Source organism: Dokdonia sp., from assembly GCF_039945015.1.
Classification (GTDB): Bacteria; Bacteroidota; Bacteroidia; order Flavobacteriales; family Flavobacteriaceae; genus Dokdonia.
Window position 1 is genome coordinate 62,226 of the sequence record NZ_JBDUXP010000009.1, and the last position, 15,256, is coordinate 77,481.

The 15,256-nt window shown below is 35.8% G+C and carries 6 protein-coding genes; all 6 read right to left on the reverse strand.

The features are described 5' to 3' along the window. Positions 1-44: 44 nt before the first annotated feature. The 6 genes from ABJD27_RS07955 to ABJD27_RS07980 all read right to left on the reverse strand — a co-directional run bounded on the left by ABJD27_RS07955 (position 45) and on the right by ABJD27_RS07980 (position 15,245). Positions 45-662 (reverse strand): hypothetical protein, encoded by a 618-nt coding sequence (locus ABJD27_RS07955; protein ID WP_348172424.1) that lies wholly within the window; start codon positions 660-662, stop codon positions 45-47. 133 nt (positions 663-795) lie between these two features. Next, positions 796-1,461: a hypothetical protein gene (locus ABJD27_RS07960; RefSeq protein WP_348172421.1), complete on the reverse strand. Its 666-nt coding sequence runs from the start codon at positions 1,459-1,461 to the stop codon at positions 796-798. A 589-nt stretch (positions 1,462-2,050) separates the two neighbouring features. Further along, positions 2,051-2,659 carry a hypothetical protein gene (locus ABJD27_RS07965; protein ID WP_348172418.1) on the reverse strand — a complete coding sequence of 203 codons (609 nt, stop codon included), beginning with the start codon at positions 2,657-2,659 and terminating at the stop codon, positions 2,051-2,053. Between the two features lie 11 nt (positions 2,660-2,670). Then, positions 2,671-13,977 (reverse strand): RHS repeat-associated core domain-containing protein, encoded by an 11,307-nt coding sequence (locus ABJD27_RS07970; RefSeq protein ID WP_348172415.1) that lies wholly within the window; start codon positions 13,975-13,977, stop codon positions 2,671-2,673. Positions 13,978-13,990: 13 nt separating this feature from the next. Beyond that, positions 13,991-14,707 (reverse strand): hypothetical protein, encoded by a 717-nt coding sequence (locus ABJD27_RS07975; RefSeq protein WP_348172413.1) that lies wholly within the window; start codon positions 14,705-14,707, stop codon positions 13,991-13,993. Between the two features lies 1 nt (position 14,708). Further along, positions 14,709-15,245, reverse strand: coding sequence for a hypothetical protein (locus tag ABJD27_RS07980; RefSeq protein WP_348172410.1), 537 nt, complete (start codon positions 15,243-15,245; stop codon positions 14,709-14,711). Between the last annotated feature and the right edge of the window lie 11 nt (positions 15,246-15,256).

Below are 15,256 nucleotides of genomic sequence, written 5' to 3' on the forward strand. Positions count from 1 at the left end.
AGGCTCCATCTGTTTTTCTCACTCTTGATGGTACTTGTTATAGACTAGCGCTGGCGAGAGCGAGGTACTTTCCTTTTACAATGCTCATTGTAATACTCAAAAATAGGTCCTAAGCTTTTAATATTTGTAAAAGAATATGTGGTTCCTATTTGGGAAACCATATCCTTGCAATTAGATAAATATTCTTTAAGTAGTTTGTTCTTGTTTTTAAAGGCTTTTAATAATGGTCTACCATAAGATTTTCCTCGACGCGTAAGAAAATAGTTTTCACCACTTATTCCTATAGGTCCTATCCCAACACTTTTACCCATGACTCCATATAACTTGACATCATCATAATCATAGACTAAACGACCTAAGGTCTTCAACTTTTTCTTGCTTTTACTTTTATAGACAGCTTCCGTTATAAAATAACCATAAGAAGTAGTATCCTTTTTTCCATATATATCAAACTTCTTAACTCCTGAAGTGGTTATTTTTTTCTTAGTACCATCTTCAAACTTACACCAGATATTTCTCGAGCCATATGCTGCTATCTTACACTCTAAGGTTTTACCATTTTTATAATAAATAATGCCTGGCCTATATTTCTTGATAGCAGGAACTTTTTGACCATAACTTAAACTACCTACTAATAAAAAGAGTACTACTATTAATCTCATATATCTATACTTATTTTTTTATTCTTCTTTACAAAAACCTCCACATTTCTGTAAAGGCTTTATCTTCTTGTTCTTTATCTACTACACATCATTAGCCGAAAACATAATGACAATATAGTGATCGTAATACGTTTTAATTAGAAGTTTCTACTCTTAGTCTAAAAACGCCTTCTGTAATGGCTAGAGTATCATTGTCATCTAATTGATTAAATACCGTACAACTAAAGGTCCCACTAACAATCTGCCCATAGGATGTGCCACCAGCAAATAGCGTATTGTCTTCTTCTGAAGATGTAATGGTAAAACTATTACTGTCAGACTGAGAACCACCGCCTGTAGTAAGATAAAAAGGGCTGTCTGGGATGTCTGGCGAATATTCAAAACCAACGCCATTCTCTGCATCTGTACTAGAATAACTATAATTCCCTACAGGAAAAAGGGTATTAAAAACAGCACCGTCTGCAGACGTGCAAAACGCATCTAGAAACCTATAGAAGGATACGCCAGCTTGAGGGATAGAATTGTCATTTACAGAAAATATACCTGGGCTACAGGTTCTAAAGCAACTTGTGCCACTTAAAAAATCTGTATAACTTATAGAGTGTTGAAATGAAGGGTCAAAATCGTCTAGAGCAAAGCCCATTTCTACTAACTCACCATCTGCTTTAAAGGAAATAAAAAAATCAAAATCTGTTTCTATATTTCCTCCGCTATCACCCCCATTATCATCGCTACTACAGCTCGTCATTAATAAAACACTGGCAAATAATAATACACTTAATTTTAATCGATTCATCATTTTTAATTTTTAATTGTTTTTCATTTTTAGATATGTAAAAAGGCACTATGCCTCCTTATTTTTAATATTGATATCTTCTGTAAATGGGTGTGATTTGTAATTCAAAAATAGTACGCTCTTCTCAAAAAAAGCCCTCACATTACTGTAAAGGCTTCATCTTATTATGTATTCTCTTTTTTCTTTTTCATAATGTCACACGTTACAAACGCATGGTAATGGGTTTACTCTATACGGCACTCGTCACAGACGAGCGCTAGCGGGAGTAAATGTAATTCAGTTTTTGTTTGACTCACAAACATTTATTGTCGAGATTTAAGAATTCCGACAACAAATGTTTAAAAAATAGATGTTATTAGATAAAAACCCTCACATTTCTGTAAAGGCTTTATCTTATTATGTATTCTTCTTTTTCATTCATGGAGCAACAAGTAAACTTGTCTCTAAAAACTGGCTTAACACCAACTCATTCTTCCTATTTTTCTCACTCTTGATGGCACTAGAAAAATTCTAGCTGTAGCACATTCTATGGAACAGTGTACGCTTACTCTATACGGCACTCGTCACAGACGAGCGCTAGCGGGGTTGCTCACTAAAAAGACAAACCTCTAAAAGACTCATACCCATCTAACAATGATATTAAACCATACTCTTTAACTAAATTTCTAATAAATTCATGATATTTGATGTAATGATTATTCCCTATTCTTTTAATGAAAAAGTATAATATATCTAAATCACGATTAAAAGATATTTGGGTTATTTCACCCTCAGGATCTAGAGATTTATAGTATTTCTCGATATCTTCTTTCAATTTAGAAATTTGTGATTCAGATAACTCACTTTTGAAAGAAATTGTACTAAAAAAATCAGATGGTTTCAGAATTTTTTTCTCTAATCCATTAAAATCATATATTTCCATTTTATTTTCCCTTAATAATTCTTCCATAATTTCTTCATTAAAATTATCAGGAAGCATTACTAAAAAATTATCCTTTTGATTCTTTAAAAAACTATAATAAAATGAATTATTCCCATAAACTCTAAATTCGCTATCAATCTTAAGACAAGGTACTCTCATTGGGTTTAGTTTATAATGAAATTTTATTTGGTTTATTTTTTTTTTATCAAAAACATTAGCTTTTTCAATTTCACTTGTAAATAAAATAGATTTAGAAATTATTGCATATTTTTTTTTCATAAGAGTAATATTTAAAATTCTGGTGTCGCTGGAATAATTGGACCTAATTTAGAAAAAATTCCAATTGAATATATAGGTATTATAGTTTCGTCCCAGTAATCACTTTTGTTTACAGGCGGGTTTAGAACTTGTTGCTCTATTATTCCTGGGTTAGAATTTTTGAATATTTCCCATACTTCTTTCTTTATTGTAATTGCAACAACCTGATAACCAACAATTTTTCCTGCTCCAGATTGATCGTTGACGCTAGCCCATATTGCTGCCTGAGCAGGATTAGTAGTCATATACATACCAGGTCTCATATTAAGTTGAGGAAAACCGTTCATAGTAAATGATAAATCTTGAGCAGCAACGGATTCAGCTGCTCTTGGAGCCAATGTTCCTCGAAAGAAAGTAATAAATCCGTCATCATTATCATTAGACGGTTTATCTGTAACATCTGTTGGAACAGTAATTGGGAGCGGTTCATAAGCAGTTTGAGAATAGTCAGGAGAGAGAGCAGCGGCAATAATGCCTACTGTAAGTATATCACCTATAATGAGAGGACCATCTGCTGCTGCTGCTGTACCGGCTTTAGGAGCAGCCCTTCTAAGAGATCCAAGTATTACTCCCGTACTCGCTTCTTCATATTTTCCATTTTTATCTGCATAATAATGAGTTACTACTCTATTTGTATTAGTTACTTTTTCATAATCTGAATAATTATACCAACCTTCATCGAATTCTGTTGAGCCATCTCGATTTACAGTTCCACAATGATAAACTGCTCCACAGGCTTCATCTCCTTCATTCCTATTGTTATTTTTAGCTCTTGTAGGTATTGCTTCTTCAAGACCTTCAAGCTCTACCATATGTATAACTTTATTTCCACTAAATTGATATGGTGTATAATGAGGATATTTAGAAGTTAAAGGGTCGACAGCAAAGAACCTCCCAACTCTAGGGTCATGCATTCTATACTTATAATTTAAACTATTCCCTTCCCCTTTAATCTCATTATCGAGTTCTTGTCCTTGGAAACCGTATCTGTAATCACTCGTATTCGCGTGTCTTCCAGGCAGTAACATACCAAAAGGATAGTAATCATTGTATGCTTTTACATCTGGTGTAAAATGTGTCAAAGAGCCATTACTAGCTAAGATAGGAATTTTTTTGTCAGACACTACACTGAGTACATTTCCTAAGTGATTGGAGAGTTCATAATTTTTATCTCCAGTTTTATTGATATAGTTATAGGATACCGTAGCATCCTCAAACAAACTAGGCATCCATATTGAACTGCTAGATAGAGCCTGCATTGTAATGCCACTATTAGATATTAAATCAGTATTCGTGTCTATAAAATCAAATGTGTCACTTATTGTGTTTTCTGTAGTTGTTACCGTATAGACTAGTGCACGTACTTGGTATTTTTTATTATACGTACCTCCTAGGTGTGAAGTAGGAATGTCTTCTATAGTTGTTGTATTACTTTCTTGACTACGATGTACCGTTAAGAGACCATTGCCTTCTTCAAATGGAATTCCATTAATAGTAAGGGTAACTAGATCTTGAGAAGGTGTAATGTTTGTATTAAAATCTGTAATACTAGATGCCTTAAGAATACTTGTTTCGTCAAAACCAATAGTGGTCGTAATATGCAAAACGTCTATAGGATTTCCATCTGTAATAGACTGAATCTTATAAATAGGGTAGTATAGGTTATTTACCTTTTTTAAATAACCATCAAGGATATTCATGTTTTTCTCATTAACCTTGTTTTTTCTAGTAAATGCCAGACGGACAGTATGAATAGAGTCGTTCTCAAACAAAGGCTCTACCAGTCGCATCTGAAAACCTAATTTATAGTTTACAACGCCAAATTGAGTATCTAAAATGTCATCGGAGTGTAACTGCCAAGCTGTACTTTTATTATTACCTAGTTCTAGCGCTAGATCACTATCTTCTGTAAGCCCCTGAAACGTAGGAGTCAATAGATCTAGGTTTTCGTTCTCTATTCCTAACCTACTACTACCATAGATATGGTGTTCTTCATGTGTTAAAGATGCAAATCTTTGATTTTCAAAATTTTCTTCCTCAGTTGCCGTCGCTTTAAATACTCCCAAGACATTACCTTGTGCATCTCGTGCATATCTGGTAGAAGTGACATTACCCGCAGGGTTTATAATTGTTTTAACAACTCTATTACCTAAACCATCATAATTAAACAGGGTACGTTGTATCGTTCTTGAATCAAAACCACCGACATACTTATCGATATAATCGACCTTTCCATCTACACGCCAGAAAATCTTTAAAAACTCCGTATTGTCTTGTATAAGTTGGCCAATCTCATCATACACATAATTATGACTGTCTATATTATTTTCGTCATAAGGGATTCCGATGATTGCACTTTGATCATCAAGATCTTCCTCAAATACGCCAGCTCCTATAGCATCATTTACTAAGGTAAGTTGATTGGTTCCTTCCTTATATTGATAGTTAAAATCATCCATAAGGGTTAGGGTTTGATCCTGTAGCGCTTTTCGCGAAAGCGTATTCAAGTTCCCATTCTTATCATATGTATATGTAGATTCATAACTAGCAGTACCTGTATTTGATGCTGTAGCATTCATCGCTTTAATACGATTAAGCTGATCATACTCATATACATTGACCTGTGAAGGAAGAGTACTTCCGTTCAGTCCCTTGATACTGGTTACCATCTGTTTGATATTCCCGTTGTATAGGTTGTTTATGGATGCATCAGAAAGTGAAAAGTTTGCATCGGTGGTTGTTCCCGTAGCTAAATAATCCCCATTGTAATATCCTAGAGAATAGCCAAAAGCATCACGTGCCACGAGTGAGCCAGTAGCGCCATCGTTTCCAAAATCACTAGTTGGATCATCAATATACTCTCCATTAACAGCTTTGAGCCATCCTTGTAATGTATAGACATAGTCCATACCCTGTACATTTTTATCTCCTAGTTGCATACGTGCCATTGGACCATGCTCATAATACTCATATGATGCTTCTTTTTCCCATAGATATCCGTCACTAGAGGTTTTTACCTCTGTGATTCGATTATCTGCATCATAACCATATGTATGAATAAACTGATCTTCCTGTCCTTTTTGATAGGTGACTTTGTGTACATTACCACTAATCAGGTCATACTCATAGGCTACTTTTTTGAGATGGTTGTCATTATTTCCTGTGACATACATATCTCCAAAAAACGAAACGAGTTCTTTGACATTACCATGAATGTCATACTGATAGAAGAGTCCATGATCAAATGGATTTGTACCATTTACAGGGACTGTATCATCTCCTAGTGTATCATAGTATAATACGGCACTTACACGATTTCTTAGTGTGCCTGCGTTTTGATTAAAATCTTCAAAAAGTTGCCCTGAATCTACAAAATAGGTCCCTGTATTAGCGGGTAACCCTATTGTTGTGTCGTAATGGGTTTGTGTAACTTCATTACGTACGTAGGCGTCAAATCCATTTACGGGAAGTGTTTCCCCTTCTTTTAATAATCTTCCTTCTTCAGAAATACTATATTGTCCATATTGAGGATTGGTTTCTCCTGCTTCTATAATACGTCCTAGATTATCATACGTGGTATAACTAAATTTTTCTGTAGAGACTCCATTAATTTGTGATTCTAGATCAACAAATTTAATACCTCCTACTTTACGATTTATATAACGCATCATCATGTCCATGCGCATAGGAGCGTCTGGTTGTGCTTCATTCACAGAGGCAACCACGTCACCATTGATATAATAGTTGATCACATTATTATTGCGTTCTATTTTTAGAACATCCCCAGGTTGGTATGTAAGAGGAGAGCCTACAATACGAGCACCATTTGCATAAAGACGCAATCCATCTGCTCCAAAGGTGTAAAATTGATAGTCTACATCTATGTATACGGCAGCATCTACGGTTGAGTTTACATAACCCAATCCAAAACTTATCCCAAGGTTTAATGAAGCATCTTCATAGGTGGTTCGTTCTAAATATCCATTCCCATTAATGACTGATGCACTATGTGCTCTGTCTGTGCTAGAAACGAGTTTTGTGATAGTTTCTCCTCCATCAGAAACACTAAAGGAGTTTGGTACATCTTCAATAAGATTATATGAAGTGATAGATGGATTCTGTCGATCATTTTGAGAGGCAATGATTCGCCCCAAATCATCATATGCAAATCGTGTGATGCCTCCATCTGGTGTTTTTTGCCATACGAGTTGGTTGAGACTATTGTATCTATATTGTGTTTCTAACGTATGATCTGGCAAAAGTCCGATTTCTTCTGTCACTTCTCCATCATGTCGATGCGTATTAATAGCTGTATTTAAAGCAGTATTACTTGCATCTAGACGATTTACACCTTCTGGAGAAACAGTTTGCGCTAGGTTGCCTGCTTGATCATAATAATATAACGTATACTGATACTCTTTATCTCCATAAGTCAAGTTGAAATGCTCATTGAGATTAGAAAGAGCATCTTGGAGATAGGCTTCTCTAAAATCTTGTTTGATCTGTTCTAAATAGGCTTCATATGTATCTTGATTATAGGCTTCATAGACACTCAATTCAAAAGTTTGACAAGGTAACTCATCTACTTCAATATAAAGATCTACTGAAGGGAAGAGTGGTGAAGGAGGGCAGAATTCTGGATGATCTGCTAGGTAATCTGTTGCAAATAATGCCCATGCTTGTGGTATTTCTCCTTCATTTAATCCCTCTACATAGTTTGCATACTCATTAACGACAAGTGCCATCTCATTAAATCCATAGTTTAAAGGTGTAGCTCCAAATACATCAATGGTCAAAAATAAAGGATCTCCTGTATGCGTAATTTCCAAAGTTTCTATATACTGACCATAAGCAGCTGTGATATACGCATAATTATAGTTACAGAAATAAGTTTCGTCAAAGAATTCAGGAAGTATATAGGCTCCAAATTCATCTCCTTCTACGGTACCATTACCATCTATATCTCCATTTACCAAAGCAGCCGTATTTTGAAAAATCGGATACATATCTGTACAGCTCACAGGGTTTAATGTCTGCGGGATACAATACGTACATACTTCGTCAGGGCTATTGTCTTGAGTCGTTCCTGTACTTCTAGTCATAACTTGCATAGCTCTAGTGGTACTTAAGCTTTCAATACGGATATTGTCGTATGCAAAATAGCCTTGGTTAGAAACGCTTCCAGGAGCCTGATCAGGATCATCTATAAATTTACCTAAAAAGCGAATTTCTTGTGTAGTGGCAGTAGCTATAAAGGTTATATCCTCTGTTACCCAACTGTTTTGTCCATATCCTTCATCATACGCTACGATAGGCCCTTCCCAAACTTGATCTCCGAAAGTAATCATAGATTGAATAGCAGCATTTGATGAAGTTCCAGATTCTTTAATGGATGAAAAATCATAACTTACAGTATACTCTTCACCTATTTCCAAACAAGGTAATGTCATATTAATCCCTGTCATTTGATCAACCTCTGTGGATATAGATGATCTAGATTTTATAATAGTTGAAAATTTGTTTCCTGATGATTGGCGGGTAACACTATTAGGTTGGCCGATAAGTGAAGCACCATCATTTTGTGTAATTTCTGAACAACCATATTCATCATAATATTCTTTATTGAGTACTACATACGACATCTGTCCTGTCCAATTTGGTCTAAAATTGAAAAAGTCATTTTGTTCTTGATTGGTATCTCGAAATACGCGAGGTAAAGAAGTACAATTAGAATCATCAAATTGATCAAAAAACTCAAACCCTTCTACAAAACTAGTAAATGGAGTCTCGCAGTTTGTACTACACGAACTGGCAGTATTACTAGGATCTGGCGTATTAGGACAAGTATCACAGGCATTATCTATACCATCTCCATCTGTATCTACTCCTGTATTTGCAATATCTGGACAGCTATCACAGGCATCTGGAATCCCATCACCTCCTATCACTTCAATATTGTCTAGACCGAAATAGGCATCATTACCTCCATTGTGACAGTCAGGTAAGGAAGGATAGAGTTCTCCTTCTATAGTAAGTTCTACTTGTGTACTAGTTGCTACAAATGTCATCTCATTAGACATCCATATATTATCATCATTAATTACAATAGGCACACTGGCTCCTTCTTGTACGCTGTTTCCAAAATAAACCCTTGATTGAATTTCATGTCCAGCACAATTTCTCCCTAAACGTGTACGTATGGTTGTTTGATCATATTTTACAGTATATACATTTCCAGGAATGAGGTTAACTAGTCTTGTTTTTAATCTTGAAGGGGCGCTACCAGAGGGGCTTACAGAAGTAAAGCCTGTAAATAAATGCTTTCCTCCTCCAGGACTTCCTACGGGTTTTATCATGCAGTTGAAACATTCATTATATCTAGGATCTGCAGGGTAAGGATTACAGCTTGTTTGTTGAGCGTTTGCTATATTTTGAGTACACCCATCTTCTTCATAATATTCAAGGCTCTTCATAACATAAACAGCAGATCCAGGAGAATTCCATTGTGTTGCATTTATTGTTGATTGCGTAAATCCACAGCCACTAATTACGGTACATGGGTCTACATAACATTCAGGAAAATTTTCAAAAGTACCATCTACTAATAACACATTTATTCCATCTGTATCTGGCCCACTACATTCCTCATTGTCTCCATTGGTATCTATAGCTTCACAACAAGAAAAGTTTATTGCTTCCCCTTTAGTATATGCTATATCTATAGTAACAGGAGATCCAGCACTACTTGTTGTTTGTAGGGTTGTACTATAACCACTTGGTGTAGGAATTCCACTAATACTGATATAGTTGATACCTTCTGGTAATGATAAACTACCTGTAATGTGCAATTCTAAAGAAAATAATGGTGTACCGTTATGCGATAGTGTGTACACCTGAATATTTGAAGAGGTGTATGACCAAGTTACTCCTGTAGCATTCTCTATCCCAAAAAATTCAGGTAAGAATCCATTTGTATAAGCAGGTAGGGTATCTAAATTTACACTAGTATTAAGTGTCCCTTGATCTGCCAAGCTTTCCATAAGATTCTCTAGAGAAGATTCAAAGAGTTCTCTACGGTCACAGTTATATCCTGTGTCGTCTAATACTTCTCCTACCGTATCTCCATCACCATCGGTAGTACTGGCTCCAACACATTCTCCTATTCTAGCAATCGTAGTTCCTGTAAGTATCACTTCTGAAAAACCTGTTTCTCCTTGTTCTTGTACTGTAGCCAGTATTTGAAAAGAAAATAACCCTGAAGTTGCATTGTAGCTTTGGTAAAAGAGTGTTTCAAATTGAGTTATGTACCAATCACCATATGTATTCCAAGAATAAGTACCGCTTGGCAACACAAGAGAGACTGGAGTCGTGTTTCCATCATCGAGTGTCATATTGAGATAGGTAGGGCTTACAATATTTCCTGCCATTACTAAGTCACCAGTAAGAGGTAATACTCCTCCTAGATCTGTAAATAAACCTGAGGATAGGAAAAGATCATTATAAGCTCCTAAACTTCCTGTTAGATTTACAGGAGTTCCATCTGAGGCTGTGAGATGTACCAAACCATTAAGATAGGCTTCCATATCTCTAGCCATAGGGCATTGTCCCGTCTGTGCATAATGAGAATAATCTGTTTCATCCTCTATATCTTCATAGATATCTTGATCAGATTGTTCAGAATTATAAAGATTATCTATAGGGATAAATCGTTTTTCTTTGGTGAGGTATAAAGCAGCTATGGTATCATCACTACAAATAGCATCTGCAGGTTGGTCTACATTAATATCCCCTGATGATACATTGTAATCTCTTACTACTTGATATAAATCATCTTGTGGGTCTTCATCACCGATACAACCATTATAACAGCCTTCTAACATCGTGTGACGATTTAAAAATACATATACAATATTTGATTTGAGTGATTGATAGTTACCCACATATGTTTGCCAAAACAAGGTCTTATCGTCTTCATTAAAAGTTGCTACATCAGACAGTGAGAATCCACTTGGGACCGTACATGGTGTAAGGTTATTACACATAATGGTAGCATAGGTATATTCTAGAAGAGATACACCAAGTCCTTGATAATTTGAATCAAGCCCTTCTTCTATAATCGCTTTTCTTAATTGAAGATCATTATCTATATCAAAACTAAAATAAGGATCGATATCACTTAGTCTTTGATTATTAAGAATAGCGACTCCTTCTTCATAGGAGCTATTTCTAAGGTAAATGTCATACCCATCTGTATTCCATTCGATATTATCTGGAGAACCATCGCCGTCTGCATCTATATCATTTCGCGAAAGCGTAATACCACACAGTTCTTGTAAATACTCAAAATAACAGTATTCAGGATGGTATGTGATTAAAGATGCTGCCCATGAATCTTGCCAGTAGATATTTGTAAAATCATCAAGATTAGCCAGATATTGAGGTTCTGTAACCCATAAACCTGGATTTTCTGGATCTTGGATTACGTTAGTATCCGGCAATAGAACTTCAGGAGTATAGGATCCATTTTCAAAAGTTACTGGAATATAGACTATTGTTCCATTAGTTGTATAGTAATGATTCGGGTCTGTCTGATTGTAGTGATTAGGTGTTCTAAAATCTCCCCCTAAAATATTATCAGTATCAAACACATTTAGTTCGCTACTGTTTTCTATATCTACAGCTTCTCCCTGATCATTGACTAATGTGTATGTTCTACCATACTGACCATTAGGTCGCATGTCATTAATAAGGGCTAGACGTTTTGACTCGCAAGAGACTGATGTCAAAGTATTCCCTTCTCCTGGATCATCTACAATAACAATCCCATCTATAGTACAGGATGCTTGACAAGCTTCTATAAATAAATACCACTCTGTCGTAAATCGTTCTTCTAATAACGCAATTTCATTTGCACTAAGTCCTGAGGTATCCCAATTTTCTAGTTGGGTATCTACATACTCTGCTACAGCTTCTGCTTCAGTAGGATGACCATTCATAAAAATGGCAACACATTCTTGGCAAGTGGAAAAACATGCTTCAGATGATGCTTCTGGAGTAAGATCTCCAGGATTTAATATACATGAATTATCAGTATCGGTAAGTTGTAATCTCCTAATATAGTCTTGCGCATAAATCTCTAAGGTTGCCTCATCTATCGTTATGTCTTTCTTTATATTATATGTTCCAGTATTTAAAACTTGTTCTATCGAATTGTCAAATAGGTTTGTCGAAGCCGTACTGGTGAGATCAACTAGGTCTTCGGTAATAGAAACATCTTCTCCATCTATTTGAACAGTAAAAGTTTGAGGTGTTGTCGTGTAGGACCCTATCGTAGTCTCGATAGTTCCTCCAGTCAGAACAGAATCACCGCACTCATTGGTAACGTCTTCATTAAGAGTATATACAAAGGGATATCCATTGCCACTTTCTAAATCACAATCATCATCAAATGCAGCAGGACCAGATACATCATAATCAAATATATAGTTATATCCATCTGATGTAAATACTTTTTGGCTTTCATATTTTAAGCCATCGTTTAGGTTTCCATAGACTCCAGTAGCATAAAGAATGTTGCTATCTGTATCTGTGTCAACATCATCTATCTGTAGTTTGTTGAGTAAATCTGTTGTAATTGTATTGGTTTCATCTTCTGCGCCATCAATAGGGTCTAAGGTACTTGGGTTATCTGCAACCAGAGCAGTAGCAATAGTACGTCCTTGTGGGTCAATATAGCTCACGCTCACTTGGCCATTTGGATCTATAACGACATTTTTCTTGTAATGAGTGGCATTTCCTACATGATATCCAAAAAGACGATTCAATTCCTCTTGAGAAGGAATAGAATATAGGTATTTCATCTCATGATCTGTACCCAATTTATGGTCAGGACCTACCCCACTTTTACGTTGTATACGTCCTGTGTTATCATTGGTGTATTCTATTTGAGAAAAAGGAAATCCTTGGGAATCTGGTACATAATCTTGATATGTTCCAGCGGTTGCTTTTGGTCCATAGTATAAAGCTGCTCCCGATTGATCGGATAAAGGCGCTGCTTCGACTTCACAATCTTGACCAGTTACATCCCAATCAAAATCATAATTGTTATAGGGGATGTTGTTTGTGTTAAGGTTTGTGTTTTCATGATACCCTAAGATATCATCATTTACAGGAACTGGTAAAATCTCTATAGCAGGCCTTCCTTGAGCATCATACACAACTTCTCCAACAATTGCATTTTCGTCACTATTGATTCTTGTAACGGTCTGTCTATTTCTAAGTGAACCATCAAAATAACTTACTACCTCTTTTTTCTTTCCTTCTTCTGCATAAGAAGCCTGAAACTGCCAATTTTTTCTTTCTTCATGTGTAAGAACTTCGTAATGATCCCAATCTGTAATTGTTGAACCACCTTCATCACTCCAATCTCCATAATTGTTTCTGGTAATATCTTCCATAAACCTACCTACAGCACGTACTCGATAAAGGATAAAACCACGATCATAAATAAGTGGAATCTCATAAAACAAATCACTAGTCTCAGTTCGAGTATGGTTGATCTCAAAATCACGCTCACTCCAATCTATAGCACCAGCGTCTAAAGTGGGTTCATTTGATGGATCAGGACCATAATTATCGATCCATGTCCAAGCTATTTCATACGATAATGCACCAGCAATAGTGGGCCATTCTAATCTTAGTTGATCATTAGTGGTAACGCCTTCTGTAACAGAAAAAGAGGAAGTATTCAAATTATAATAACGTGAGGCATTAAATCCTGTGATCAAACTTATATGTTGAGGAGTATAGACTCCGTCACCAGGGCCATTGGGATCTTGTGAGGTTGTATTTATACTTACAACTTCTATGTTTACACCACGTGTGTTTGCAATACGGTGGTATACCTTATCAGTATACGCTCCAGTGTTTTCATATGGATTATAACTCAATGATAGTACCGTCAAGTAATCATTGCCTATACTACCATCATTTGAAGTAGGTGTTACTTTGATTTTAACATCATAATTATAGGCATAAAAAGGAGTGACTTCTGTATCTATCTTAAGTAATACAAATGTATGGTTAGAAGCATCTACAAAACCTGTTTGCCCAGGGAGTTCACTATCCTGAATGGACGATAGTGCCCCTACTTGTATAGCATTGCCTTGAAGAGGGCTCGATATTTGTTCATGTTCTTGTGCCTGGCCTATCCCTATCTTTATAAAAAAGAGACACAACACTAAAAAATTCTTACCTAAAATACTGTGACGATTGGTCATAATGCACTATTTATTAGAAAGTTATTGATTCGTATGAGGCAAGAGATCCTATCCCTATTGCCTTGTTTTTTTTAATTTGCACATAAGAAGAAAGTAGTAGTTTCTCCTCGTATGTTGAGATGTCTGTTTGTATGGGAGAAAATGTAATTTCTAGTCGGGGAGTTCCTAAAAATTGGTTCCCAGAATCATCTTTAAAGACGCCATTTCCTAAGTAATACAATACCTGTTTCTTTATTTGTAAGGTCTTTTTGTCAATGTGCATAACGACTTTGCCAAAAGGAAGCGGTGTGATCGCTGTACTAGTAAGTGTACAGATATAAGTATTTGCTGTTTCTGTAAGTTTATGTTCCTTAAAAAAATTGAGATAATTATTTATCGTAATCCCTTTTTCTGCTGATTGTTGTTCTTTTATAGCACCATATTGAAACCGTTTCTGATCATGGTTTGCTTTGAGGTACGCTTTCGCGAAATACACATGCTCCGTATGGTGAATACGAGAATAATAGGTGTCTTCTTGTTTAATTAATAATGCATCATATGCCTCATCTATAACATCACTTTCTGCGCCTTGATATAAGGTATATGTCGCATCCATTGCATATGCATTTTGTGCTTCATACACTTCTTGTGATTGATTTAAGATGTCTATTACTTTTGATATGTCTGATTGTCCAAATATTGCTAAAGGCCATAGGCTTAAAACAATGATATACGTCCATTTTTTTGTCATTTTAAAAGCCTTTTGAATTACCTGATCTTGTTTCTTGTATGGTTTTAACACCACGCTCTGTTTCTTTTTTTACCCTGATGAGTCCACCCTCGTAGTCATATTCATAAAAAGTAGCATAGTTATTTTCGTCTAGCTCCGCTACCAAGCGTTGTGTAATAGGATCATAGACAAAGGATTTCATATTACCATTAAAAGGGAATACTCGTATGTCATCAAAATAGGCAACAACACTAGTGTTCGTAGCTTTTAATTTAATAGTTAGTACGGTGGCATCTTCTGGAACCGTAAAGGTGCCTTGTACACGTTGCCATCCATCTATAATAGGGCCAAGAGCACTAAAGGATTCTGAGACCTCAGTTCCATACGTAATTTCTATGTGACTAGAAGCATATGTAACTTGCGGTGATGTATGCTCTTCTTTGACCCAACCACTGATGACATATTGCCCAGGAGTAGGTTGAAAATAGGCACTCGTATTGTCTTGGGCAAAAAGACCAAGACTCCAAATTAAAAATGAGATTACTAATACTTTTTTCATAATTGTTTTTT

Bases quoted from the DNA above. Each gene is read 5' to 3' on its own strand.
- ABJD27_RS07975 (WP_348172413.1), bottom strand. From the start codon at position 14,707: ATGACAAAAAAATGGACGTATATCATTGTTTTAAGCCTATGGCCTTTA.
- ABJD27_RS07970 (WP_348172415.1), bottom strand. From the start codon at position 13,977: ATGACCAATCGTCACAGTATTTTAGGTAAGAATTTTTTAGTGTTGTGT.
- ABJD27_RS07980 (WP_348172410.1), bottom strand. From the start codon at position 15,245: ATGAAAAAAGTATTAGTAATCTCATTTTTAATTTGGAGTCTTGGTCTT.
- ABJD27_RS07965 (WP_348172418.1), bottom strand. From the start codon at position 2,659: ATGAAAAAAAAATATGCAATAATTTCTAAATCTATTTTATTTACAAGT.
- ABJD27_RS07960 (WP_348172421.1), bottom strand. From the start codon at position 1,461: ATGATGAATCGATTAAAATTAAGTGTATTATTATTTGCCAGTGTTTTA.
- ABJD27_RS07955 (WP_348172424.1), bottom strand. From the start codon at position 662: ATGAGATTAATAGTAGTACTCTTTTTATTAGTAGGTAGTTTAAGTTAT.